The sequence below is a fragment of the Sphingomonas sp. CV7422 genome (genome assembly GCF_027945725.1).
GTDB classification, from domain to species: Bacteria; Pseudomonadota; Alphaproteobacteria; order Sphingomonadales; family Sphingomonadaceae; genus Sphingomonas; species Sphingomonas kyungheensis.
Window position 1 is genome coordinate 762,172 of record NZ_CP115900.1, and the last position, 22,119, is coordinate 784,290.

Below are 22,119 nucleotides of genomic sequence, written 5' to 3' on the forward strand. Positions count from 1 at the left end.
CTATCGCCGCTTGCCGCCTCGTCGCGCTATCCTTTACCGATCGCGCCGCCCGAGCAGGCGCAGCCTCAGCGCGTTGAGCTTGATGAAGCCCGCCGCGTCGCGCTGGTCATAGGCGCCCTGATCGTCCTCGAAGGTGACGACCTTTTCCGAATAGAGCGAATTGGGCGACTTGCGGCCGACGATATAGACGCCGCCCTTGTAGAGCTTGAGCCGCACCGTGCCCGACACCTTGGCCTGGCTGTGGTCGATCGCGGCCTGCAGCATCTCGCGCTCCGGCGAGAACCAGAAGCCGTTGTAGATCAGCTCGGCATAGCGCGGCGCCAGTTCGTCCTTGAGGTGCGCGGCGCCGCGGTCGAGCGTGATCTGCTCGATGCCGCGATGGGCGAGATGATAGATGGTGCCGCCCGGCGTTTCGTACATGCCGCGGCTCTTCATGCCGACGAAGCGATTCTCGACCAGATCGAGCCGGCCGATGCCGTGACGGCGGCCGAGCTCGTTGAGCTTGGCCAGCAGCGTCGCCGGGCTGGTCGCCTCGCCGTTGAGCGCGACGCCGTCGCCGCGCTCGAAGTCGATCGTGATATATTCGGGCGCGTCGGGCGCATCCTCCGGGTTGACGGTGCGCGAATAGACATAGTCCGGCACCTCCTCCCACGGATCCTCGAGCACCTTTCCCTCGGACGAGGTGTGCAGCAGATTGGCGTCGGTCGAGAAGGGCGATTCGCCGCGCTTGTCCTTGCTGACCGGAATCTGATGCTGTTCGGCGAATTCGATCAGCCGGGTGCGGCTGGTCAGGTCCCATTCGCGCCACGGCGCGATCACCTTGATGTCGGGCGCGAGCGCATAATAGCCGAGTTCGAAGCGGACCTGGTCGTTGCCCTTGCCGGTCGCGCCGTGGCTGACCGCATCGGCGCCGACCTGCCGCGCGATCTCGATCTGGCGCTTGGCGATCAGCGGCCGCGCGATCGACGTGCCGAGCAGGTACAGCCCCTCGTACAGGGCATTGGAGCGCATCATCGGGAAGACGTAGTCGCGGACGAACTCCTCGCGCAGATCGTCGATGAAGATATGCTCGGGCTTGACGCCGGCCATCTGCGCCTTCTGACGCGCCGGCTCCAGCTCCTCGCCCTGGCCGAGGTCTGCGGTGAAGGTCACCACCTCGCAATTGTACGTCTGTTGGAGCCATTTCAGGATCACGCTCGTATCCAGCCCACCCGAATAGGCGAGAACGACGCGGTTGATCTGATCGGTCACGGCAGCATCCTTGGATAGGGCAAGTCGCCGCGCCACTAAGCGTCCGGGCGCGGTGGCGCAACGGTTGCGTTCACGATGGGTTTAAACGCCCGCGCCTAAGCGGGCGCAATCCTTTCGTTCGACCGGAGATATCATGCGTCCGTTGCTCGTCATCCTGCCGCTGCTGCTCGCCACCCCGGCGCTGGCGGCGGAGAAGATCGATCCCAAATTGCAGGCAGAGTTCGACCGCACCGACGCCAATCACGACGGCGTGCTGACCCGCGCCGAGATCGACGCGCGCGTCGCGAGGATGGATGTCGGCAAGAACAAGATGCCGCCGGGCAAGGCCAAGGCGATCAGCGCCGCCTGGTTCAACACCGCCGATGCCAATCACGACGGCAAGGTGACGCCGACCGAGATGCAGGGCCTGTTCCGCGCCCTGGCCTATCGCTACGACACCAACCACGACGGCGTCGTCAGCGTCGAGGAACGCAACGCCGCGCGCTCGGCGATCATCGCGCCGGCACCGGTACCCAAGGGGCGCTAGCACGATCTGCCGAGACCAGGCGCCGGACGGGCATGCCCCGCTGCGCCCGGCATCATGATGCCCGGACCGGCGGTGTGATGGCCGTCGGTCCGGGCGCGACGATCGATCACGGCCGACTCCCCGGCCCGGCCGCTACCCCAGCCGATCCGCGATGATCCATCGCCGGCTGATCGCGGTCCGCATCAGGAGCAGGCCGCAGCACAGGCAGCGGGCGCGGCGGATGCCGTCGGTCTCGCTGCGGCTGCGGCCGGGGCGGTGGCGGGTCGCAAGGCAGGTGGCGATCGGCGGCGGTGCCGGCATGGCGAGGCTCCTTCGCCGCAGGCCATCGCGCCGGCGGATTGCAGGCAGATGTCCGGTTCGGTCGATCCCAGACATATCGGAGCAACATGCCGCCCGTATCGCAGCCGCTGTCGGCGGCGTTCTCTCCCACTCACCCGTCGACGTCCGGGCGCTCCCCGGTGCCCGACCGTCGAGCTACGAAGCCCCCCCGGCTTCGTAGCTCGGCCCCTCGGCGGCATCGATCGGCGCGACCGCCAGCACCTCGATCGTCTCGTCACGGCCGTTGAACGCCAGCCGGTCGCCGACCTCCGCCCCGAACAGCGCCTGCGCCAGCGGCGCGCCATAGCCCAGCCGGTCGGCGGCGGGGTCCGCCTCGTCGTCGCCGACGATGTCGATCGTCCGCTCCCGTCCGCCGAGCCGGATCGTCACCCGCGTGCCGAAGCCGGCGCTGCCATCCTCGGGCGCCGCGGTCGGGATCGCGGTGGTGCGGCGCGTCTGCCAATAGCGCAGGTCGCGGCGCAGCGCGTCGACCGCATCGGGCGCCGCCGTCGCCAGCGCGGCCTCCAGTTCGGCGATCCGCGTCGCGATCAGCCGCTGGCCCGCGGCGGTGACGCGATTGGGCGCACGCGGGATCGGCAATTCGAATTTGGGTTCGAGATGTTCCTCGTCGCTCTCGCGGCGAAAGGCGACGCTCATCGATCTACTCCTACAATTGCGTCCCACAGTCGGACAGCCGGATATTAACCACCTTAGCCACTGGTCCAATTCGTAAACAATTCGTTAACCCGGTCGCCATGACCAGACGCCTAGTCCTCACCAATGAAGCCGCCCGCCATCCCTTCCGGCAGACTCTGCCGCCGCCGGTGGCACCCGACGCCCGGCGCGGCGACGATTCGGACTGGAAGCTGTTCCTGCTCAGCTTCGCCGCCTTCTTCACCTGCTTCTACACGTTCCTGTTCTAGCGGCGGCGCCGCTCAGTCGCAGGCGCGATGCAGTCGCTGTGCGATCCAGGCGGAGATCAGGCACATGGCGGCGACGAGGAACAGCATGTCGACCGGCTGCACGCCGGCGAGGTTGATCCCGATCGCCGCGATCGAACCCAGCGTCATCGCCCCCGAATTGACGACGTTGTTCGCCGCGACGGTGCGCGCGGTCTGGTCCTTCTCCACCGTGGTGGTCAGGAAGGCATAGAGCGGTACGACGAACATGCCGCCGGTGGTGGCGATCGCGAGCAGCGACAGCATGATCGGGATGCTGCGCGGCTGCGCGACGAATTGCGTCCAGTCGTAGAATTGCCCCGGCGGCGCCGGCACCCAGGTGCGGCAGAGCAAGGAGAAGACGACGACGAACCCGCCCATCGCGATTACCGACAGCGGCGAATAGCGCGCGCTGATCCGTCCGCGCAGCATCGTGTTGATGACCACCGATCCGATCGCGACGCCGACCGAGAAGACCGCGATCGCGCCGCTCGCCACCATCTTGTCGGCGGTGAGCACGTTCTTGACCAGCGGCGGGAAGATGATGATCAGCACCGCGCCGATCGTCCAGAAGAAGCTGATCGCGCAGATCGCCAGGAACAGCCGCGGAATGTGCATCGTCGTGCGGATCAGCCGCCACGAGGCGGAGAAGGGATTGTAGTTGAGCGTCAGCCGCGGCCCCTCGCGCGGCGCCGGCGGCACGAAGCGCGCCGCGAACCAGCCGATCGCCGCGACGACCAGCACGAGGATCGCCGCGCCCTCGATCGGCACATAGCCGGCCACGATCGTGCCGAGCAGGATGGCGAGATAGGTCCCCGCCTCGACCAGCCCGGTGCCGCCGAGCACGTCGTGCGGTTTGAGGTGCTGCGGCAGGATCGCATATTTGATCGGGCCGAAGAAGGTCGAGTGGACGCCGAGGAACAGCACCGCGCCGAGCATCAGCCCGACGCCGAGCGTCGGCAGGCCGGCGCGCGCCACCATCAGCCCCGCCGCGCCGAGCAGCATGATGCCGATTTCCGCGGTCTTGACGATGCGGATGATCCGCGCCTTGTCGTGGCTGTCGGCGAGCTGCCCGGCGAGCGCCGAGAACAGGAAGAACGGCAGGATGGCGATCCCCGTCGCCAGCGCGTTGAAGTTCGTTTCCATATGCGGATCGTTGAAGATCGCATAGGTCGCGAACAGCACCATCGACGTCTTGAACAGATTGTCGTTGAAGGCGCCGAGGAACTGGGTGGTGAAGAGGGGCAGGAAGCGGCGCTGCTTCAGCAACCCCATGGCATTCAACATGCGATCAACGGCCTTCAATCGTGGCGCTATTGTGATCGGCATAGCGGACGGAGCGGGGCACGCCAACGGGGAAGGCGCATCCGCGCACCCGCCCGCGCCCTCAGCCCGGCCGGCGCATCGTGAAGCGCGTCTCGGGCGTCACCTCGAAATAATCGGCCGGACCGCCGCCGCGCAGAATCGGGCGGGGACGGGCGGTCTGATAGACGCCGTCGTCGAGCATCGCACTGTCGATATGGATGCCGACCGCCTCGCCGATCACCAGATATTGGTCGAGGTCGGCGCCCTGCCGGTCCTTGAGGCGGATCAGCTGGGTAAGCCGGCATTCGAACGCCACCGGGCTCGCCGCGACCCGTGCCGGCGCGACCAGCCGCGACGGCAGCGTCTCCAGCCCGGCGAGGTCGAACTCGTCGACCTCCGCCGCCACCGCCGCCGCGGTCGCGTTCATCGCCTCGGCGAGTTCGCGCGTCGCGAGGTTCCAGACGAATTCGCCGGTCGCCGCGATATTGGCGACGCTGTCCTTCCAGCCCATCGAGGAGAAGGCGATCAGCGGCGGCGTATAATTGATCAGGTTGAAGAAGCTGTACGGCGCGACGTTGGGCACGCCGTCCGCCGAGACGCTGCTGATCCAGCCGATCGGACGCGGCGCGACCATCGCGTTGAGGGGATCATGCGGCAGCCGGTGGCCGTCGCGCGGTTCGTAGAAATGCCAGTCGATCATCGCTGCTTAACTGCTATGATGCGGGAATGGACGCAAACACTCCCGGAACGTCGATCGTCCGCCACGCGCTGGCGACGCGGCTGTGGCATTGGGTCAACGCCGTATCGGTCGTCATCCTGCTCGGCAGCGGCCTTGGCATCTCCAACGCGCATCCGCGGCTCTACTGGGGGCGTTACGGGGCGAATTTCGACCATGCCTGGGCGCAGCTGCCGCGCTTTCCGGCGTGGATAACGATTCCCGCCAACTACAATCTCGCCATCTCGCGCCGCTGGCACCTGCTGTTCGCGCTGGTCTTCGCCTTCGGCCTGCTCGGCTATATGATCGTCAGCCTGATCAACCGCCATTTCGCGCGCAAGCTCGCTTTGCGCCGCGCCGATGTCAGCCCCGCGCATCTGGCCGCGGACGTGCGCGATCATCTCAACCTGCGTTTTCACGACGCCGACGATCCTGCCGCCTACAACAGCCTCCAGAAGTGGAGCTACATCCTCGTCCTCTTCGTCGCGCTGCCGATGATGATCGCCACCGGGCTGGCGCTGTCGCCGGGGATGGACGCGGCCTGGCCCTGGTTGCTCGATCTGTTCGACGGCCGCCAGTCGGCGCGCTCGCTGCATTTCGTCACCGCCACGCTGGTCGGCGCGTTCATCGTCGTCCATGTGGCGCTCGTCATCCTCGCCGGCGCAGGCAACGAACTGCGCTCGATGATCACCGGCAAGTGGAAGGTCCCCGAGGCATGATCCTCCCCCGTCGTTCGCTCCTGACGGCAGGCGCCGGGCTGCTGCTCGCCGGCTGCGACAAGGTCGCCGCGATCCCGCAGGCGCGCAAGATCCTGTTCGCGGGCGAGGACATGCATCGCGGCCTGCAACGTGCGTTGCTCGATCGCGGCGCGCTCGCGCCGGAATTCACCCGCGAGCAGATGTCGCCGATCTTCCGCGCCAACGGCACGCGCGATCCCGGTACGCCGGCTTATGCCGCAATGGTCGCCGACCAGTTCAGCAGCTACCGGCTCGCCGTCGACGGGCTGGTCGACCGGCCGCTGTCGCTGTCGCTCGATCAGCTCGCCGCGATGCCCGCGCGCAGCCAGATCACCCGCCACGATTGCGTCGAGGGGTGGAGCGCGATCGGCCAGTGGCAGGGGCCGATGCTCGGCACGGTGCTCCAGGCCGCGGGGGTGCGCCGCTCGGCGCGCTACGTCGTCTTTACCTGCGCCGACCTCTACAACGGCCAGCCCTATTACGAATCGATCGACACCGTCGACGCCTTCCACCCGCAGACGATTCTCGCGCTCAAGATGAACGGCGCGCGGCTCACCGTCCCGCATGGCGCCCCGGTGCGGCTGCGCGTCGAGCGCCAGCTCGGCTACAAGCACGCCAAATACGTCACCGGCATCACCGCGGTGGCCAGCCTCGCCGCGATCGGCAAGGGCAAGGGCGGCTATTGGGAGGACAATGTCGATTACGATTGGTATGCTGGCATATAGGCGATTATGGCGGCGCGCATGGCGCTGATCGACATGTTCCTCAGCCGCGCCGTCAAGCGTGGCCAACTCACCCTCCACCGTCCCGGCAAACCCCCCGCCACCTTCGGCACGCCCGATCCCGACCTCGGTCATATCCAGCTGCGGTTCCAGGATAATGGCGTCGCCGGTCGCATCGTCCGCAACCCCGCGCTCGCCGCGGGCGAGATGTATATGGACGGGCGGATGACCGTCGACGGCGACGACATCATGGGCCTCGTCCGGCTGATGAAGCACAACAGCGCCTATGAGCATGGCCAGAACGCGCTCCAGCCCTCGGCGGTGGTGCGCGGCGTCGGCGCAATCAAGCACCGGCTCGACCGGATCAACATGGAGCGCCGCTCCAAGCAGAATGTCGCGCATCATTATGATCTGTCGGCGCGGCTCTACGATCTCTTTCTCGATGCCGACAAGCAATATAGCTGCGCCTATTATACCGATCCCGACAACAGCCTCGAACAGGCGCAGTCGGACAAGCTCGCGCATGTCGCCGCCAAGCTGGCGCTGAAGCCGGGCATGACGGTGCTCGACATCGGCTGTGGCTGGGGCGGCATGGCGCTGTATCTCAACAAGCATTTCGGCGTCGAAGTGCTTGGCGTGACCCTGTCGGAAGAACAGCTCAAGATCGCGCGCGAACGCGCCGCGGCGGCGGGCGTCGCCGACAAGGTACGGTTCGAGCTGATCGACTATCGCCGCGTCGAGGGCCAGTTCGACCGCATCGTCTCGGTGGGCATGTTCGAACATGTCGGCCCGCCGCAATACCGGGCCTACTTCCGCAAATGCCGCGACCTCCTCGCACCGGAGGGTGTCGCGCTGATCCACACGATCGGCCGGCTCGGGCCGCCCAGCGTCACCGACGACTGGACGACCAAATATATCTTCCCGGGCGGCTACAACCCCGCCTTGTCAGAGACGATCGCGGCGTTCGAGGGGCTGAAGATGTTCCTCACCGACGTCGAGATCCTGCGGCTGCACTATGCCTATACGCTGCACGAATGGTATCGCCGCACGGTGGCGGCGCGCGACGCGATCGTCGCCTTGTACGACGAGCGCTTCTACCGGATGTGGACCTTCTATCTCGCCGGCGCGGCCAATGCCTTCGAGAATGGCGGGCTGGTCAATTTCCAGATCCAGTTCAGCCGCAGCCGCACCGCGCTGCCGATCACGCGGGATTATATGTTCGAGGGTGAGCGCGCGTTGCGAGGGCGATAGCCGCAACGTTGCGCTCCGGCGGCACCGGCTTACAGCCGGCCGCTCTCACACCGGCAAGGTCACCCGCGCCACCGCGCCCGCTTGCGGGTGGTTGGCGATCGTCGCGTCGCCGCCATGCGCGCGGGCGACGCCGCGGACGCTGCTGAGGCCGAGGCCGATGCCGCCGGTGTCGCGGTTGCGCGACCGTTCGCCGCGGAAGAACGGCTCGAACAGGCGGTGGACGTCCTCGGGCGGAATGCCGGGGCCGTGATCGCGCACCTCGATCAGCGCATGGCCGTCGATCCGCGCCAGCGTCACCTCGGCGTCGCCGGCATATTTGAGCGCATTGCCGACCAGATTGGCGACTAGCGATTTCAGCGCGGCGGCGTCGCCCTCGATCACCAGCGGATCGCCGTCGTGGAGCACCACCGGCTCGCCATGATCGGCGAGGTCGTCGGTGACGCTCTCGACCAGCGAGCGCAGGTCGAGCCGGCGGCGTTCGACCGCCTGCGTGCCGTCGCGGAAGAAGGCGAGCGCGGCCTGGATCATCGCCTGCATGTCGCGGATGTCCGCCTCGCTCGCGCTGCGCAGCGGTTCCGGCGCGCGTTCGAGCCGCAGGCCGAGCCGCATCAGGGGCGTACGCAGATCGTGCGCGATCGCGGCGATCATCATCGTGCGGTCCTCGACATAGCGGTTGAGCCGCGCCTGCATCCGGTTGAACGCCGCCGCCGCCTCGGCGATCTCCGCCGGCCCGCCGAGCGGCAGCGGCGCGGCGCGCGGATCACGGCCGAGCCGCTCCGCCGCGGCACCGAAGGCGGCGATCGGCTTGGTCAGCCGTCGTGCGAGCAGCCAGGCGAAGGGGGCGACCGCGAGCAGCGCGGCGAGCAGCCACTGAAAGGCGCGCCACCGCCAGCTTTCGAAGCCGGTATGCGCCGCGCGCGCCACCCGCCAGCTGCCGTCGCGCTGCTCCACCGCGACGGTGAAATGGCCGAACAGGATCTGGTTGCGCGCGTCGGGCGGCGGCCGGTCGCCGAACCCGCCGCGCGGCGGCAGCGGCCCGAAGACGAGTGGCGGCGGCCCGCCGAACTGGACGTGGACGCGCGCCGGCGGCAGATCGAGCTGCATCGCGATCAGCCGGCTGATCCGCGTGCCGCGCGGATCGGCGGGGGCGGGGTTGCTCGCCTCGCGCGTCACCAGCACCTCGCCGGTCGCATCCTGCCCGGAGCGCAGCGCATTGGCGACCTGCGGCACCGAGAAGATGCGCGGCGTCGGCGGGGTGAGGAACACGACCAGCGCCACGTTGAGCGCCTGCACCGCCGCGACACTCAGCAGCATCACGAGGAAGACGCGCCAGAACAGCGACTTGCTTACCCAACGCACCGCCGGTCGGACCGGCCGGTTGGCGGTCATGCGCGCGCCACCGCCGGCACGAACAGATAGCCTTCGTTGCGGATGGTGCGGATGATGTCGTCGCCGCCGCTGCGCAGCTTGCGCCGCAGCCGGCTGATCTGGACATCGATCGCCCGATCGAAGGCGTCGGAATTGGGGCCGCGCGCCGCCTCGAGCAGCAATTCGCGCGACAGCACGCGCCGCGGCCGTTCGGCGAAGACGCGCAGCAGCGCGAATTCCCCGTCGGTGAGGCCGACCAGCACGCCCTGCGCATCGAACAATTCGTGCGCCATCAGGTCCATCGTCCAGCCATCGAAGGTCAGTCGCGACCGGTCGGCGGGCTCCGCCTGATGACGGCTGCGCAAGGCGGCGCGGACGGTGGCGATCACCTCGCGGGCGCTGCACGGCTTGGTGAGATAGTGGCTCGCGCCGATCTCCAGCCCGACGATCCGGTCGCGCTCCTCGCCGAGCGCGCTCAGCATGATCACGGTCGGGCCGCCGTCGCGGGTGATCCGGCGACAGGCGGAGATGCCGTCCTCGCCCGGCATCATCACGTCGAGCAGTACCGCGTCGATCCGCTCGCGTTCGAGCACGCTGTCCATCTCGCGGGTGTTGGCGGCGGCCTGCACGCGATAGCCGCGCGCGCCGAGGCTTTCGGTCAGCAGCGAGCGGATCTCACGATCGTCGTCGACCACCAGGATCGCCGCCGCTTCGTCCCCCGTCGCCGTCGCATTATGCTGTTGGCTCATCATGCTCCCCTTCTGGCGGCAAAATGTTTCTCCCGAATAACCGGATCATAGTCTCTTCCGGCGGCGTGGACATCCAGCCGCAACATTGGGCTGGTTGACCGCACTGAACTACAGGGGACACCGATCATGAGTCGCATCGCCTTCGCCGCATTGCTCGCCTGCTCCGCCAGCGTCGCGGCGCAGCAGCCGCCGGCACCGCCGCCGCCCGCGCACGGCAACCACCGCACCTTCATCAGCCCGATGGGCCAGCCGTTCCACGGCACCGACGCCGCGCCCGACCCGGAGCGTGCCTGGTTCGACGCGGCGGACGCCGATCGCGACGGCTTCGTCAGCCGCGCCGAGTTCCAGGCGGATGCCAGCCGCTTCTTCGCGCAGCTCGACCGCAAGCATGATGGCGAGATCGACCCCGACGATATCGATTATTATGAAAGCACCGTCGCGCCGGAGGTCCGATCGGGTGGCGGCGGCGGCTATGTGATGAGCAATCCGGATGGCGAGGGCGGCGGCAAGGCGCCGAGCTATGACGCGGGCAAGCTCGGCGCGGCGCGGTTCAGCTATTTCGAGCTGCCCGAGCCGGTGACCGCCGCCGATCGCAACTTCAACCGCGGCGTCGATGCCCGCGAATTCGCCGAGGCCGCAGCCAAGCGGTTCGGATCGCTCGACACGAACCACGACGGCAGGCTGGCATGGGACGAATTGCCGCACGTCTCGGGCCGCGTCTCGGCGCAGGACCGCCGACGTGGCGGCGGCGGTGGCGGGCGCGGCGGCCGGGGCGGCCATGGTGGGCGCGGCGGCATGGGCGGCATGGGCAGCGGCGGCTTCGGCAGCCCCGGCGGCGACATGACGGGCATGGGCCGCGGCGAGGAATAAGCCCGTCGCAGCCGGAAGGGCACAGCGATCGGCCGAGTCGCACGATCGTGCTGCTGAGACGAGGCCTGACCGCTCTGACGTTACTCCGAGCGTTCCGTCATTCCGGACATGTTCGAAATCGCTGCCGATATCTCATCATGCTCCCGCGAAGGCGGAAGCCCAGTGGCGCTTTGCCATAAGCCGTCGTTTTGACTGGCTATTGAGGTTCGGCTCGCGCGGGAACACTGGTGCTGCCGCCGGGTGGAGCGACCCGTCATAGGGTTCGGCTTATGGCGGGCCATCGGTCTACCGCACAAACACTGACTGACCTGCGGCGTTGCAACAGATCTGAGCCGGATCGCGATACGCAATCCGCGTCGCCGACGATCCGGGGCGGCGGCACCCGCCGGCCGCCCCGTCGCCAATCAGTCGAGCCGGCGGGCCAATTCCTTGTTGAGCCCCAGCGCGACCAGCGTCGCGAACGCACCCGACAGCAAATAGCCGCCCGCCGCGAGCAGACCGAACTGGCTCGCCAGCACCAGCGCGGCGAGCGGCGCGAAGCCGGCGCCGAACAGCCAGGCGAGGTCCGAGGTCAGCGCCGCGCCGGTGTAGCGCGCGCGCTTGGGGAAATTGTTGGTCACCGCGCCCGACGACTGGCCGAACGACAGGCCGAGCAGCACGAAGCCGCCGATCATGAAGGCGAGCTCGCCCGCATCGCCACCGGCGAGTAGCTGCGGCGCGAAGCCGCTGAACGCCGCGATCGCGGCGGCGGTATAGCCGAGCACCGAGCGGCGGCCGATGCGATCGGCGAGCAGGCCCGAGATCACCACCGCGCCAAGGCCGAAGAAGGCGCCGATGATCTCGATGCCGAGGAAGCGCGCGATATCCTCACGCGTGAACAATGCGACCCACGACAGCGGGAATACCGTCACCATGTGGAACAGCGCGAAGCTGGCGAGCGGGGCGAAGGCGCCGATGACGATGTTGCGCCACTGTGCCTTGACCGTCGCGGTGACGCGCGACGGCGTCAGCTCGCGCGATTCGAACAGCCGGCTGTATTCCGGCGTGACGACGATGCGCAGCCGCGCGAACAGCGCGACGACGTTGAGCGCGAAGGCGACGAAGAACGGGTAACGCCAGCCCCATGACAGGAAGTCGATGCCCTCCATATTGGCGAGCAGGAAGGCGAACAGCGCGCTCGCCACGATCAGGCCGAGCGGCGCGCCGAGCTGCGGCACCATCGCATACCAGCCGCGCTTCTCCGGCGGCGCGTTGAGCGCGAGCAGCGAGGCGAGGCCGTCCCAGGCGCCGCCGAGCGCGAGACCCTGGCCGATGCGGAAGGCGGCGAGCAGGATCGCCGACCAGATGCCGACCTCGGCATAGCCGGGCAGGAAGGCGAGCGACACGGTCGAGGTGCCGAGCAGGAACAAGGCGATGGTCAGCTTGGTGCCGCGGCCGTGCTCGCGGTCGACCCACATGAAGATCTGCGTGCCGATCGGCCGCGCGATGAACGCGAGCGGGAAGAGCGCGAACGAATAGAGCGTGCCGGTCAGCCGGTCGACATAGGGGAAGACCAAAGCCGGGAAGACGATGACCGAGGCGATCGCATAGCAGAAGAAGTCGAAGAATTCCGACGTCCGGCCGATGACCACGCCGATCGCGATCTCACCGGGACGGACCTCATGGTCGCCATTGGTGTTGATTGCACGGGCATCGCGTTCGAGCGCCCCGGAATGGGCAGAAGCCACTGACATGTATCACGATCCTGTCGTCTCACAGCCCGAGGGCCAGCCGTCATCAACGCGCCTTGCCCGCAAACGGACGCAACGCCAGCGTCCTCGTGTAGCGCAGCCGGCACGCGGGCGGGATAGGACAAAATGTCCTATTTTGCGGTGCAGCACGCAGGAGTACCGGCGATGGTGATGCGAACCCCGTCTCTTCTCGCGTGCGCCCCACGCACCGCCGCACCGCGGGTGATGCGCGCCCTGCGCACCACCGCCGTCCTCGCTGCGCCCGCCCTGCTCGGCGGCTGCGACTGGGTGGTGATGAACCCGTCGGGCGACGTCGCCCGCCAGCAGGCCAATCTGATCCTGTGGTCGACCGGGCTGATGCTGCTCATCATCGTGCCGGTGATCGTGCTGACCCTGCTGTTCGCGTGGAAGTTCCGCCACACCAACGAGGACGCCGAATACCAGCCCGACTGGGACCATTCGACCGGGCTCGAGCTGATCATCTGGTCGGCGCCGCTGATGATCGTCATCGCGCTGGGCGCGATGACCTGGATCAGCACGCATGCGCTCGACCCCTACCGCCCGCTCGGCCGGATCGCACCGGGCCAGCGGGTGGCGAAGAACGAGAAGCCGCTCGAGATCCAGGTCGTCTCGCTCGACTGGAAGTGGCTGTTCATCTACCCCGAACAGGGCGTTGCGACGGTCAACGAACTGGTGCTGCCGACCAACCGGCAGGTTCAGTTCCGCATCACCTCGTCGTCGGTGATGAACACCTTCTACGTGCCCGCGATGGCCGGCATGATCTATTCGATGCCCGGCATGGAGACGCGGCTGCACGCCGTGCTCAACAAGCCGGGCCGGTTCGAGGGCCAGTCCGCCAATTACAGCGGCGCCGGCTTCTCCTACATGCACTTCACCGTCGACAGCGTCGACGATGCGGCCTTCGCCAAATGGGCGTCGGAGGCGCGATCGGCGCAGCAGCGGCTCGACATGCCGACCTATGCCCAGCTCGAGAAGCCGAGCGAGAAGGTGCCGGCGATCCGTTACGCCGCGGTCCAGCCGCAATTGTTCGACCGCATCGTCGGCATGTGCACCAAGCCGGGTGAGACCTGCATGCAGGCGACGATGATGAAGGACGGTGCGATGGATCCGCATCGTGACAGCGGCCACGGCATGACCGTCAACGACAGCGGCCACATGCGTGGCAGCGAGTCGAAGGGCGCCTTGCAGAAGGAGCCCGAGGAAAAGGGCAGCAGCCCGCACCGCAACGCCCCGCGCGCTCCCGCGCCCGGCAGCAGCAAACCCGGCAACGCCGACAATCGTTCGATGACCGCCGCCGATCCGCTGCCCGCCACCATCACCGGCCTCACCGCCGCTGACCGTTCGTAGGACCCAGATGATGTCCGATGCCCTGCTCAAGACGATATTCGGGCGCCTGACGCTCGACAGTTTCCCGATCCACGAACCGATCCTGATCGGCACCTTCGCGGTGGTCGCGATGGGCGGCGCCGCGATGCTTGCCGCGCTGACCTATTTCAAGGTCTGGGGCTATCTGTGGAAGGAATGGTTCACCTCGGTCGACCATAAGAAGATCGGGATCATGTATATGATCCTCGGCATCGTCATGCTGCTGCGTGGCTTTTCCGATGCGATCATGATGCGTGCGCAACAGGCGATGGCGTTCGGCCCGAACGAAGGCTTCCTGCCCGCGCACCATTACGACCAGGTGTTCACCGCGCACGGCGTCATCATGATCTTCTTCGTGGCGATGCCGTTCGTCACCGGGTTGATGAACTATGTCGTGCCGCTGCAGATCGGCGCGCGCGACGTCAGCTTCCCGTTCCTCAACAATTTCAGCTTCTGGATGACCACCGCGGGCGCGGTGATCGTGATGGCGAGCCTGTTCGTCGGCGAGTTCGCGCGGACCGGCTGGCTGGCGATGGCGCCGCTGTCGGGGCTCGACTATTCGCCCGACGTCGGCGTCGACTATTACATATGGTCGTTGCAAATCGCCGGCGTCGGCACCTTGCTGTCGGGCGTCAACCTGCTCGCGACGATCATCAAGATGCGCGCACCGGGCATGAGCCTGATGAAGATGCCGGTCTTCACCTGGACCGCGCTTGCCACCAACGTGCTGATCGTCGCCGCCTTCCCGGTGCTGACCGCGGTGCTGGCGATGCTCAGCCTCGACCGGTACGTCGGCACGCACTTCTTCACCAACACCATGGGCGGCAACCCCATGATGTACGTCAACATGATCTGGATCTGGGGTCACCCGGAGGTGTACATCCTGATCCTGCCCGCGTTCGGCGTGTTCAGCGAGGTCACCTCGACCTTCTGCAGCAAGCGGATCTTCGGCTATACGTCGATGGTCTACGCGATCCTGGTCATCACCATCCTCGCCTACCTCGTCTGGCTGCACCACTTCTTCACCATGGGGTCGGGGGCGAGCGTCAATTCGTTCTTCGGCATCACCACGATGATCATCTCGATCCCGACGGGCGCGAAGATCTTCAACTGGCTGTTCACCATGTACAAGGGGCGGATCCGCTTCGAACTGCCGATGATGTGGACGATCGCATTCATGATCACCTTCGTGATCGGCGGCATGACCGGCGTGCTGCTCGCGGTGCCGCCCGCCGACTTCGTGTTGCACAATTCGCTGTTCCTGATCGCGCATTTCCACAACGTGATCATCGGCGGCGTGCTGTTCGGCATGTTCGCGGGGATCAACTACTGGTTCCCGAAGGCGTTCGGCTTCAAGCTCGACAAGAAGTGGGGGACGATCAGCTTCTGGTTCTGGGTGATCGGCTTCTACGTCGCGTTCATGCCGCTCTACGTGCTCGGCCTGATGGGCGTGACGCGGCGCCTGCGCCACTTCGACGATCCGTCGCTGCAGATCTGGTTCATCATCGCCGCGATCGGGGCCGCGATGATCGCGGTCGGCATCGCCGCCTTCCTGATCCAGTTCTACGTCAGCTTCCGCAACCGCGAGGCGCTGCGCGACTGGACGGGCGATCCGTGGAATGCGCGCACGCTGGAATGGGCGACCTCGTCGCCGCCGCCGGCCTATAATTTCGCCTTCACCCCGGTCGTCCACGATCTCGACGCCTGGTATGACATGAAGTCGAACAATGCCGCGCGGCCAGTCAACGGCTTCCGCGACATCCATATGCCGCGCAACACCGGCGCCGGCGTCATCCTCGCTGGTCTGTCGACGGTGATCGGGCTGGCGATGATCTGGTACATCTGGTGGCTCGCCGCGCTGGCGTTCGTCGGATTGCTGGCGGTCGCGGTCGGCCACACCTTCAACTATGACCGCGATTTCTACATCACCGCCGCCGAGGTCACCACGGCGGAGGACGAACATACCCGGCAGCTGACCGGACACGCTGCGGTCGCGGGGGCCTGAGGATCATGAGCGAAGCAACCATTCCACCGGGCACCCAGGCCCCGGTCTTTTACGAGACCGACGAACATCATCACGACGCCGGCGGCAGCACGATGCTGGGCTTCTGGCTGTACCTGATGAGCGACTGTCTGATCTTCGCGATGCTGTTCGCCGCTTATGGCGTCTACGGCGGCAGCTATGCCGGCGGACCGCAGCCGCACGAGATCTTCGAGCTGCCGCTGGTCGCGCTCAACACGTCGATGCTGCTGCTGTCGTCGATCACCTACGGCTTTGCGATGCTGGCGATGAACGACGGCAAGGTGCGCGCCGTGCAGGGCTGGCTGGCGATCACCGGCCTGTTCGGCCTCGCCTTCCTCAGCATCGAGCTGTACGAATTCTCGACGCTGATCCAGGAAGGCGCGGGGCCGCAGCGCAGCGCCTTCCTGTCGTCCTTCTTCACCCTCGTCGGCACGCACGGGCTGCACGTCACCTTCGGCATCATCTGGCTGGTGACGCTGATGGTCCAGGTCGGCCGCAAGGGGCTGATCGCCGCCAACCAGCGTCGCCTGCAATGCCTGTCCCTGTTCTGGCACTTCCTCGACGTGATCTGGATCGGCGTCTTCACCTTCGTCTATTTGCTGGGAGTGCTGCGATGAGCGCGGACACGCATCACGATCATGGCCATGCGCAGGGTGCGCACGGTCACGACCCGCACGACAATGCGCATGGCCACGGCCATTCGTCGGAAGGCGCGCACGGCAGCCGCAAGGATTATCTGATCGGCTTCGTGCTGTCGGTGATCCTCACCGCCATCCCGTTCGGGCTGGTGATGAGCGGCGTGATCGCCGATCCGCGCATCACCGCCGGGATCATCATGGTGTTCGCGCTGGTGCAGATCGTCGTCCACATGATCTACTTCCTGCACATGAACGCCAAGTCGGAACAGGGCTGGACGCTGATGGCGCTGATCTTCACGATCATCGTCCTTACCATCTGTCTCGCCGGGTCGATGTGGGTGATGTACCACATGAACCTCAACATGATGCCGAACATGGGCGGAGACGCGAGCGCGATGTGAGCGGGCGGGCGTCCCGTTCCGCGCTGGCGGCCGGCCTGACGCTGGTCGCGATCGCGCTGCTGATCGGCCTCGGCATCTGGCAGCTCGAGCGGCGGACGTGGAAACTCGCGCTGATCGCGCATACCGAACGCCAGCTCCGCCAGCCGCCGGTCGCAGCGCCGGGGCCGGCGGCCTGGCCGGCGGTCGGCAGCGACGACGTCTACCGGCCCGTGCGGGTCACCGGCCGTTATCGCGCCGGCGCCGACACCTATGTGCAGGCGGTGACCGAGCTCGGCGGCGGTTTCTGGCTGCTCACCCCCTTCGAGACGCGCGGCTTCACCGTCCTGATCAACCGCGGCTTCGTGCCGGCGGAGCGACGCGGCCGGATCGCCGTGCCCGCCGCCCCGCAGACGGTGGTGGGCCTGCTGCGGCTCAGCGAGCCGGGTGGCGGCTTCCTGCGGCACAATGATCCGGCTGCGGATCGCTGGTATTCGCGCGATGTCGCGGCGATCGCGGCGACGCGGCGGCTGGGGACGGTGGCGCCCTATTTCATCGACGCGCGCGAGCCGCACGTGGGTTTTCCCCGCGGCGGGCTGACGGTGGTGACCTTCCGCAACAGCCATCTCGTCTATGCGCTGACCTGGTTCGGGCTCGCGGCGCTGGTTGCATTGATGGCATGGCGGGTGCGGCGGCCGTCGGCCGGTTCATCAGACCGGTAAGGGTTCGCGCGGAGGCGCGGAGGCGCGGAGACTGTTTGGAGGCTCGCGTCGGTTTCGCCTCACCGGCAGACAGGAAGAGCTGCGCTCGCGGCGCCTAGCTACCTCCGCGCCTCCGCGTGAATTCTATCAATCCTCGAGCTTCGCCCCGTCGACGATCCGGTCGACGCGCGCCCGATCGGCATCATCGGCAGCGCGCTCGGACTTGGTGCGGCCGAACTTGGCGCGGTTGGCGGCGGCGGTGCGGTCAGCGGCGGCGCGGGCGGCGGCTTTGCGCGCAGTGCGGAGGTTGATGATCTCGGCCATGCCGCCGCCTAGCAGAGCGCGGCCGGGCGGGGGAGGGGCGTCACGCGCGCGCCTTCGCCGCGTCACGGACGAGGCACCAGCGCCGCCATTCGTCGCGTGCGTCGGCGAGCGCGCGATGCGCGGGCACGTCGCGGTCGCGCACCTCGGCGAGCGCGACGGCATCCGCCACGGTCCGGCCGAGCATATCCGCCGGCACGATGTCGCGCAGCAAAGCGGTGGCGGTCGCCCGCTGCGCCTCCTCGGTGTCGCGCAACCGCAGGGCGTGGCGCGGCAGCTTGGCGGCGCGGAGCAGCGCGCTCAGCCATTTGCCGTCCCACGACGGCGCGCTCGCGAAAAGGTCATGCCCGGTGAGCGTCTCGACCATCCGCCGCGCGACGACGTCATGCGCGACGCCGTCTGCCGCCAGCGTCGCGCGCGGGATATGGTGGATCGCCTCGGCGGCATCGTCCCAGTCGGTCCATTGCGCCGCGGGGCGGATCAGGTGGCTTTCCTCGCGCCCGTCCTCGAACACCCAGGCGACCTCGATCGGATAGCTGCGCTTGGCGAGGGAGGAGGCTTCGAAGTCGAGGAAGACGTACATGGCTGTGCAACGCGCAGCGGCGCGAAAGGGATCAGTCGCGCGCCGATCGCCGCCACGCCAGCGCAAGCAGCGGCCGGACCCATCGCGCCGCGCCCGGGCGGAGCAGCAGCCAGTCGCGGATCGCCGGTCCCTGCTCGGCACCGATCACCCGCTTGTAACCGCTGTCTCCGGCGCCCCAGTCGACGCGCGTCACGCCGCGGCTGAGCGCTGCGACCAGATTGCGGTAGGAGAGCAGCTTGCCGGGCGAATGTCTCGCATAGGCCGGGTCATAGCTGTTCGCGATGGCATATCGCAGGGCGCCGGCGTCGAGGTCGAAGGAGAAAGCCACCGGCCTGCCGTCGATCGTCAGCAGTGCCGCGCGGAACATCGCCGCGAGCGCCGGGTCGGCGGCGGCGGCGCGCCAGAAGGCGCCATGGCCGGTCGCGGTGAACTTGGCGTCCGACCCGTCGGTGCGCGCGGCGATCCAGCTCGCCTGTTCGACGTCGGCGAGCAGGTCGAACCCCGCCGGCCAGTCGGCGCCGTCGAGGAAGCGCCAGGCGAGCGTACCGTGTTCGGCGAGATGCTTTTCGTGGAAGCGGTTCTTGCGCAGCGTCGAATTGCGTGGCCAGCCCTGGGCCTGCGCTGCCGCCATGTCGAGCAGCCAGCTGTCGGCGACGAACCGGTCGAGCACGCTCCAACCACGCGCGCGGGCCACTGCGATCAGCCGCGCGGCGGCGGCGTCGCCGTCATCGACCGGGCCGATCCGTAAACCACGGACGGTCTGCGCCAACGTCACGAGCAACGCGTCGAGCACGGTATTGTCGGCACAGGCGGCGAGCGGGAAGCTGCGGAACGGCCAATAGCTTCCCGGTACCATGGCGAGGCGCGCAGGCCGCGGGCCGAGCGGGACGATCGGCAGCGCGGCGACCGGTGTCCCGCCCGCGGTGACGAGCATCGTCCGCGCCGTACCGCCATAAGCGGCGATCGCCGCGCGATACCAGCCGCGCCGCAGAAAGCGATGCGTCGGTGCCGCCGCTGCGGCGACCGTATCGATCGCGGCGGGCAGCCCGTCGACGAGCGTGGCGATGGGGGCGGGGGGCATCACGTCGCCACGCATAGGCTGCGGCGTCTTACCATGCGGTGCACCAGCCCTTCCCCGATCGCGGATGCAGCTTATGATAGCATCATGCCCGTGCTGTTCCAGGTTTCGACGATCGCCCAGACGATCCAATTGTCGCTCGCGCCGGTGTTCATGCTCGCGGCGATCGGCCAGATCCTCAACGTTCTCGCCGGCCGGCTGGCGCGGGTGATCGATCGCGCGCGGATCCTCGAAGAGCGCGTGGTGGAGATCGACGTGCCCGCCGACCGCACGCGCTACATCTGGGAGCTCAAGCTGCTCGACGAGCGCATGTCGATCATCAACGCGGCGCTGTTCCTCGCGGTGTCGAGCGCGGTGATGGCCTGCCTCGTCATCGCCTTGCTGTTCATCGCCAATATCGCGAAATTCCACATCGGGACGTGGATCGCTTTGGTGTTCATCGTCGCGGTGTCGTTGCTGATCTGCTGCCTCACCGCCTTCATGTGGGAGGTGCGCGTGTCGCTGCGCGCCATCCACGTGCGCAAGGAGATCCTGTCGTGAGCCCCGCGATCGAGCGGCGCGCCCTGCAGGGGGTGGTGGCGATCGCCTGTCTCGTGCCGCTGATCGTCGGCGGGCAGAGCGTGCTGCACGGGCCGGGGTTCCTAGGCCATCCGCCGGTGATCCCGACCGATCTCGACAGCCATTTCCGCTATGTCTCGGGTATCTTCTTCGCGGTCGGCGTCGCCTTCGCAAGCTGCGTGCCGCAGATCGAGGCGCGCGGCGCGCGGTTCCGATTGCTCGGCGCGCTGATCGTCGCGGGCGGACTGGCGCGGGTGGTGTCGCTCGTCGCGGTCGGTGTGCCGTCGTCGGGGCATCTGTTCGGCTTCGCGATGGAATTGGGCGCGGTGCCGCTGCTGATGCTGTGGCAGGCGCGGGTGGCGCGGCGATGGTCCGGATCGCCGCGCCGGCCCTGACCGGGCCCGGGCAGCCTTATTGCGGCAGCGTCGGCACCAGCACGCCGTTGACCACATGGATCACGCCATTCACCTGCGCGATATCGGCGGCCTCGACATAGCTGCGATTGCCGGTGGCGCTGGTCAGCGTGATCACGTCGCCGGTCAGCGTCGCGGTGATCGGCTGGCCGCCGAGCGTCACCAGCGTCGCGCGACCGCCACCGGCGCGGATCCGCTGCGTCAGCTGCTCGGTGGTCAGCGTGCCGGCGACGATATGATAGCGCAGCAGCGTCACCAGCGCGGCGCGGTTGGCGGGGGCGAGCAGATCGCCGGCGATCCCCGGCGCGAGGCGGGCGAAGGCGGTGTCGGTCGGCGCGAATAGCGTATAGGGGCCGGTGCCGGACAGCAAGGCGTCGAGTTCGGCGGTGCGCAGCTCACTGGCGAGCGTGCCGAGCCCCGGCGTCGCCGCGATCGAGGCGGCGATCGTCGCCTCCGATTCGATCCGCGACGGATCGACCGCGACCGGCGCGGCGGCGGCGGCGGGCGGCGGCGGCGCGGCGACCGGCGCGGTGGCGGGGGGCACGCAGCCGGCAAGCAGCGCGAGGGCGACGACGGCAAGCGGCCGGGCGTACGAAAAACGGTTCATGCGCAGGCCTCTACGCCCGAGCCGCGTCGCGGTTGCGTCACCGCGCCTCGGCGAGCGCCGCGGCGAGCAGCTGAAAGTCCTTCTCGCGCGGGCTCGCCCGCCGCCACACCAGCGCGATGCGCCGCACCGCATTGTCGGCATCGAGCGGTCGCGCGACGATATTGGTATGGTCGAGGATGCCGGCCTTGAGCGCCATCTCCGGCAGCATCGTCATGCCGAGGCCGTTGTCGACCATCTGCACGATCGTATGCAGCGAGGTGCCGAGCATCGTCGCCTCGGCGCGCAGCTCCGGCCGGTTGCAGGCCGACAGCGCGTGATCCTTGAGGCAATGCCCGTCTTCGAGCAGCAGCAGCCGCGTCTCGTCGATCAGCGCGGCGGGAATCGACGGCGGGTCGCTCGGCATGTCCTGCGGCTGATAGGCGACGAACAGGCGATCGTCGAACAGCGGCTCCGACGCGACGTCGCCGCAGGCGAAGGGCAGGGCGAGCAGCACGCAATCGGTACGGCCGTTGTGCAGCCCCTCGCAGGCCGCGCCCGAAGGCTCCTCGCGCAGGAACAGCTTGAGGTCGGGATAGTCGCGCCGCAGCCGCGGCAGGATATGCGGCAGCATGAACGGTGCGATCGTCGGGATCACGCTCATCCGCATCTCGCCCGACAGCGGCCGTCCGGCGGCGCGGGCGATGTCCCCCAATTCCTCCGCCTCGCGCAGCACCCGGCGCGCCTTGTCGGCGATCCGGTCGCCGAGCGGCGTGAAGCGGACGACGCGGCGAGTGCGCTCGACCAGGGTCACGCCGATCAGCGTCTCAAGCTCGCGCAGACCCGCCGACAGCGTCGACTGGGTGACGAAACAGGCATCGGCCGCACGGCCGAAATGGCCGGCATCCTTGAGCGCGACGAGATATTGCAGCTGCTTGAGCGTGGGAAGGTAGGTCGCCGCCATGGCCCGCGAGATAG

General features: G+C 67.8%; 26 protein-coding genes. 13 read left to right on the top strand and 13 right to left on the bottom strand.

Annotated features, from left to right (window positions below):
• Window positions 1-33: 33 nt before the first annotated feature.
• Complete coding sequence (locus tag PBN85_RS03645; RefSeq protein ID WP_037534927.1) at window positions 34-1,251, bottom strand: argininosuccinate synthase; 1,218 nt, start codon at window positions 1,249-1,251, stop codon at window positions 34-36.
• A gap of 133 nt (window positions 1,252-1,384) precedes the next feature.
• Here PBN85_RS03645 and PBN85_RS03650 point away from each other — a divergent pair, with 133 nt between their 5' ends.
• A complete protein-coding gene (locus PBN85_RS03650; RefSeq protein WP_235199758.1) occupies window positions 1,385-1,777 on the top strand; it encodes an EF-hand domain-containing protein in 393 nt (130 codons plus the stop codon).
• A 132-nt stretch (window positions 1,778-1,909) separates the two neighbouring features.
• Here the strand turns inward: PBN85_RS03650 and PBN85_RS03655 are convergent, their stop codons facing one another.
• Both PBN85_RS03655 and PBN85_RS03660 read right to left on the bottom strand, forming a co-directional pair.
• Entirely contained in the window at window positions 1,910-2,077 is a 168-nt protein-coding gene (locus PBN85_RS03655; RefSeq protein ID WP_153810804.1) for a hypothetical protein, read from the bottom strand.
• A 174-nt stretch (window positions 2,078-2,251) separates the two neighbouring features.
• On the bottom strand, window positions 2,252-2,752 hold the full coding sequence (locus PBN85_RS03660; protein ID WP_037534929.1) for a GreA/GreB family elongation factor: 501 nt from the start codon (window positions 2,750-2,752) through the stop codon (window positions 2,252-2,254).
• 98 nt (window positions 2,753-2,850) lie between these two features.
• On the opposite strand from PBN85_RS03660, the gene PBN85_RS03665 reads away from it, so the two are divergent.
• A complete protein-coding gene (locus PBN85_RS03665) occupies window positions 2,851-3,018 on the top strand; it encodes a hypothetical protein (protein WP_200870430.1) in 168 nt (55 codons plus the stop codon).
• A gap of 12 nt (window positions 3,019-3,030) precedes the next feature.
• Here the strand turns inward: PBN85_RS03665 and PBN85_RS03670 are convergent, their stop codons facing one another.
• Together PBN85_RS03670 and PBN85_RS03675 are read right to left on the bottom strand one after the other, a co-directional pair.
• Complete coding sequence (locus PBN85_RS03670) at window positions 3,031-4,320, bottom strand: MFS transporter (protein WP_037534930.1); 1,290 nt, start codon at window positions 4,318-4,320, stop codon at window positions 3,031-3,033.
• 100 nt (window positions 4,321-4,420) lie between these two features.
• A complete protein-coding gene (locus PBN85_RS03675; RefSeq protein ID WP_271300189.1) occupies window positions 4,421-5,038 on the bottom strand; it encodes a flavin reductase family protein in 618 nt (205 codons plus the stop codon).
• 26 nt (window positions 5,039-5,064) lie between these two features.
• On the opposite strand from PBN85_RS03675, the gene PBN85_RS03680 reads away from it, so the two are divergent.
• Genes PBN85_RS03680 through PBN85_RS03690 form a run of 3 tightly spaced genes read left to right on the top strand, consistent with a single transcriptional unit; the run spans window position 5,065 to window position 7,763 of the window.
• Entirely contained in the window at window positions 5,065-5,772 is a 708-nt protein-coding gene (locus PBN85_RS03680; protein ID WP_271300190.1) for a cytochrome b/b6 domain-containing protein, read from the top strand.
• On the top strand, window positions 5,769-6,515 hold the full coding sequence (locus PBN85_RS03685) for a molybdopterin-dependent oxidoreductase (RefSeq protein WP_037534933.1): 747 nt from the start codon (window positions 5,769-5,771) through the stop codon (window positions 6,513-6,515). The genes PBN85_RS03680 and PBN85_RS03685 overlap by 4 nt, the downstream gene beginning before the upstream one ends.
• 18 nt (window positions 6,516-6,533) lie before the next feature.
• Window positions 6,534-7,763, top strand: coding sequence for an SAM-dependent methyltransferase (locus PBN85_RS03690; protein ID WP_271300832.1), 1,230 nt, complete (start codon window positions 6,534-6,536; stop codon window positions 7,761-7,763).
• 45 nt (window positions 7,764-7,808) lie between these two features.
• On the opposite strand, the gene PBN85_RS03695 is transcribed toward PBN85_RS03690, so the two are convergent.
• On the bottom strand, window positions 7,809-9,152 hold the full coding sequence (locus PBN85_RS03695; RefSeq protein WP_037534934.1) for a HAMP domain-containing sensor histidine kinase: 1,344 nt from the start codon (window positions 9,150-9,152) through the stop codon (window positions 7,809-7,811).
• The gene (locus tag PBN85_RS03700; RefSeq protein ID WP_443026762.1) at window positions 9,149-9,880 is read right to left on the bottom strand and encodes a response regulator; all 732 of its coding nucleotides are present in this window, start codon (window positions 9,878-9,880) and stop codon (window positions 9,149-9,151) included. The genes PBN85_RS03695 and PBN85_RS03700 overlap by 4 nt, the downstream gene beginning before the upstream one ends.
• A 126-nt stretch (window positions 9,881-10,006) precedes the next feature.
• Here PBN85_RS03700 and PBN85_RS03705 point away from each other — a divergent pair, with 126 nt between their 5' ends.
• A complete protein-coding gene (locus PBN85_RS03705) occupies window positions 10,007-10,750 on the top strand; it encodes a hypothetical protein (protein ID WP_271300192.1) in 744 nt (247 codons plus the stop codon).
• Between the two features lie 404 nt (window positions 10,751-11,154).
• Here PBN85_RS03705 and PBN85_RS03710 read toward each other — a convergent pair whose 3' ends face one another.
• Window positions 11,155-12,483 carry an MFS transporter gene (locus PBN85_RS03710; RefSeq protein ID WP_037534936.1) on the bottom strand — a complete coding sequence of 443 codons (1,329 nt, stop codon included), beginning with the start codon at window positions 12,481-12,483 and terminating at the stop codon, window positions 11,155-11,157.
• 222 nt (window positions 12,484-12,705) lie between these two features.
• Between PBN85_RS03710 and cyoA the strand changes: the two genes are divergently transcribed.
• Genes cyoA through PBN85_RS03735 form a run of 5 tightly spaced genes read left to right on the top strand, consistent with a single transcriptional unit; the run spans window position 12,706 to window position 17,626 of the window.
• Window positions 12,706-13,848 carry a ubiquinol oxidase subunit II gene (gene cyoA / locus PBN85_RS03715; protein ID WP_271300833.1) on the top strand — a complete coding sequence of 381 codons (1,143 nt, stop codon included), beginning with the start codon at window positions 12,706-12,708 and terminating at the stop codon, window positions 13,846-13,848.
• Window positions 13,849-13,855: 7 nt separating this feature from the next.
• A complete protein-coding gene (cyoB, locus tag PBN85_RS03720; RefSeq protein WP_037534937.1) occupies window positions 13,856-15,871 on the top strand; it encodes a cytochrome o ubiquinol oxidase subunit I in 2,016 nt (671 codons plus the stop codon).
• Between the two features lie 5 nt (window positions 15,872-15,876).
• On the top strand, window positions 15,877-16,506 hold the full coding sequence (gene cyoC, locus PBN85_RS03725; RefSeq protein WP_037534938.1) for a cytochrome o ubiquinol oxidase subunit III: 630 nt from the start codon (window positions 15,877-15,879) through the stop codon (window positions 16,504-16,506).
• Window positions 16,503-16,928: a cytochrome o ubiquinol oxidase subunit IV gene (cyoD, locus tag PBN85_RS03730; RefSeq protein ID WP_271300193.1), complete on the top strand. Its 426-nt coding sequence runs from the start codon at window positions 16,503-16,505 to the stop codon at window positions 16,926-16,928. The genes cyoC and cyoD overlap by 4 nt, the downstream gene beginning before the upstream one ends.
• Complete coding sequence (locus PBN85_RS03735) at window positions 16,925-17,626, top strand: SURF1 family protein (RefSeq protein ID WP_271300194.1); 702 nt, start codon at window positions 16,925-16,927, stop codon at window positions 17,624-17,626. The genes cyoD and PBN85_RS03735 overlap by 4 nt, the downstream gene beginning before the upstream one ends.
• Before the next feature lie 126 nt (window positions 17,627-17,752).
• Here the strand turns inward: PBN85_RS03735 and PBN85_RS03740 are convergent, their stop codons facing one another.
• The 3 genes from PBN85_RS03740 to PBN85_RS03750 are packed head-to-tail and all read right to left on the bottom strand — an operon-like array spanning window position 17,753 to window position 19,590.
• Window positions 17,753-17,929, bottom strand: coding sequence for a DUF4169 family protein (locus PBN85_RS03740; RefSeq protein ID WP_081793085.1), 177 nt, complete (start codon window positions 17,927-17,929; stop codon window positions 17,753-17,755).
• 40 nt (window positions 17,930-17,969) lie between these two features.
• Window positions 17,970-18,509, bottom strand: coding sequence for a 3'-5' exonuclease (locus PBN85_RS03745; protein WP_271300195.1), 540 nt, complete (start codon window positions 18,507-18,509; stop codon window positions 17,970-17,972).
• Window positions 18,510-18,540: 31 nt separating this feature from the next.
• Window positions 18,541-19,590, bottom strand: coding sequence for a GNAT family N-acetyltransferase (locus PBN85_RS03750; protein WP_271300196.1), 1,050 nt, complete (start codon window positions 19,588-19,590; stop codon window positions 18,541-18,543).
• An 84-nt stretch (window positions 19,591-19,674) separates the two neighbouring features.
• Here PBN85_RS03750 and PBN85_RS03755 point away from each other — a divergent pair, with 84 nt between their 5' ends.
• Window positions 19,675-20,127, top strand: coding sequence for a DUF2721 domain-containing protein (locus tag PBN85_RS03755; protein ID WP_037534943.1), 453 nt, complete (start codon window positions 19,675-19,677; stop codon window positions 20,125-20,127).
• Window positions 20,124-20,540, top strand: a complete 417-nt coding sequence (locus PBN85_RS03760; protein ID WP_271300197.1) for a DUF4345 domain-containing protein — start codon at window positions 20,124-20,126, stop codon at window positions 20,538-20,540. Before PBN85_RS03755 ends, PBN85_RS03760 begins: the two co-directional genes overlap by 4 nt.
• Window positions 20,541-20,556: 16 nt before the next feature.
• Here PBN85_RS03760 and PBN85_RS03765 read toward each other — a convergent pair whose 3' ends face one another.
• Together PBN85_RS03765 and PBN85_RS03770 are read right to left on the bottom strand one after the other, a co-directional pair.
• A complete protein-coding gene (locus tag PBN85_RS03765) occupies window positions 20,557-21,165 on the bottom strand; it encodes a fasciclin domain-containing protein (RefSeq protein ID WP_271300198.1) in 609 nt (202 codons plus the stop codon).
• A gap of 37 nt (window positions 21,166-21,202) precedes the next feature.
• Entirely contained in the window at window positions 21,203-22,105 is a 903-nt protein-coding gene (locus PBN85_RS03770) for a hydrogen peroxide-inducible genes activator (protein ID WP_037534946.1), read from the bottom strand.
• Window positions 22,106-22,119 lie beyond the last annotated feature (14 nt).

What these genes read in the sequence shown, in the direction of transcription:
- PBN85_RS03650 (WP_235199758.1), top strand. Translation starts at nt 1,385, where the DNA reads ATGCGTCCGTTGCTCGTCATCCTGCCGCTGCTGCTCGCCACCCCGGCG.
- PBN85_RS03655 (WP_153810804.1), bottom strand. Translation starts at nt 2,077, where the DNA reads ATGCCGGCACCGCCGCCGATCGCCACCTGCCTTGCGACCCGCCACCGC.
- PBN85_RS03660 (WP_037534929.1), bottom strand. Translation starts at nt 2,752, where the DNA reads ATGAGCGTCGCCTTTCGCCGCGAGAGCGACGAGGAACATCTCGAACCC.
- PBN85_RS03665 (WP_200870430.1), top strand. Translation starts at nt 2,851, where the DNA reads ATGACCAGACGCCTAGTCCTCACCAATGAAGCCGCCCGCCATCCCTTC.
- PBN85_RS03670 (WP_037534930.1), bottom strand. Translation starts at nt 4,320, where the DNA reads ATGTTGAATGCCATGGGGTTGCTGAAGCAGCGCCGCTTCCTGCCCCTC.
- PBN85_RS03675 (WP_271300189.1), bottom strand. Translation starts at nt 5,038, where the DNA reads ATGATCGACTGGCATTTCTACGAACCGCGCGACGGCCACCGGCTGCCG.
- PBN85_RS03680 (WP_271300190.1), top strand. Translation starts at nt 5,065, where the DNA reads ATGGACGCAAACACTCCCGGAACGTCGATCGTCCGCCACGCGCTGGCG.
- PBN85_RS03685 (WP_037534933.1), top strand. Translation starts at nt 5,769, where the DNA reads ATGATCCTCCCCCGTCGTTCGCTCCTGACGGCAGGCGCCGGGCTGCTG.
- PBN85_RS03690 (WP_271300832.1), top strand. Translation starts at nt 6,534, where the DNA reads ATGGCGCTGATCGACATGTTCCTCAGCCGCGCCGTCAAGCGTGGCCAA.
- PBN85_RS03695 (WP_037534934.1), bottom strand. Translation starts at nt 9,152, where the DNA reads ATGACCGCCAACCGGCCGGTCCGACCGGCGGTGCGTTGGGTAAGCAAG.
- PBN85_RS03700 (WP_443026762.1), bottom strand. Translation starts at nt 9,880, where the DNA reads ATGAGCCAACAGCATAATGCGACGGCGACGGGGGACGAAGCGGCGGCG.
- PBN85_RS03705 (WP_271300192.1), top strand. Translation starts at nt 10,007, where the DNA reads ATGAGTCGCATCGCCTTCGCCGCATTGCTCGCCTGCTCCGCCAGCGTC.
- PBN85_RS03710 (WP_037534936.1), bottom strand. Translation starts at nt 12,483, where the DNA reads ATGTCAGTGGCTTCTGCCCATTCCGGGGCGCTCGAACGCGATGCCCGT.
- cyoA (WP_271300833.1), top strand. Translation starts at nt 12,706, where the DNA reads ATGCGCGCCCTGCGCACCACCGCCGTCCTCGCTGCGCCCGCCCTGCTC.
- cyoB (WP_037534937.1), top strand. Translation starts at nt 13,856, where the DNA reads ATGATGTCCGATGCCCTGCTCAAGACGATATTCGGGCGCCTGACGCTC.
- cyoC (WP_037534938.1), top strand. Translation starts at nt 15,877, where the DNA reads ATGAGCGAAGCAACCATTCCACCGGGCACCCAGGCCCCGGTCTTTTAC.
- cyoD (WP_271300193.1), top strand. Translation starts at nt 16,503, where the DNA reads ATGAGCGCGGACACGCATCACGATCATGGCCATGCGCAGGGTGCGCAC.
- PBN85_RS03740 (WP_081793085.1), bottom strand. Translation starts at nt 17,929, where the DNA reads ATGGCCGAGATCATCAACCTCCGCACTGCGCGCAAAGCCGCCGCCCGC.
- PBN85_RS03745 (WP_271300195.1), bottom strand. Translation starts at nt 18,509, where the DNA reads ATGTACGTCTTCCTCGACTTCGAAGCCTCCTCCCTCGCCAAGCGCAGC.
- PBN85_RS03750 (WP_271300196.1), bottom strand. Translation starts at nt 19,590, where the DNA reads ATGCCCCCCGCCCCCATCGCCACGCTCGTCGACGGGCTGCCCGCCGCG.
- PBN85_RS03755 (WP_037534943.1), top strand. Translation starts at nt 19,675, where the DNA reads ATGCCCGTGCTGTTCCAGGTTTCGACGATCGCCCAGACGATCCAATTG.
- PBN85_RS03765 (WP_271300198.1), bottom strand. Translation starts at nt 21,165, where the DNA reads ATGAACCGTTTTTCGTACGCCCGGCCGCTTGCCGTCGTCGCCCTCGCG.
- PBN85_RS03770 (WP_037534946.1), bottom strand. Translation starts at nt 22,105, where the DNA reads ATGGCGGCGACCTACCTTCCCACGCTCAAGCAGCTGCAATATCTCGTC.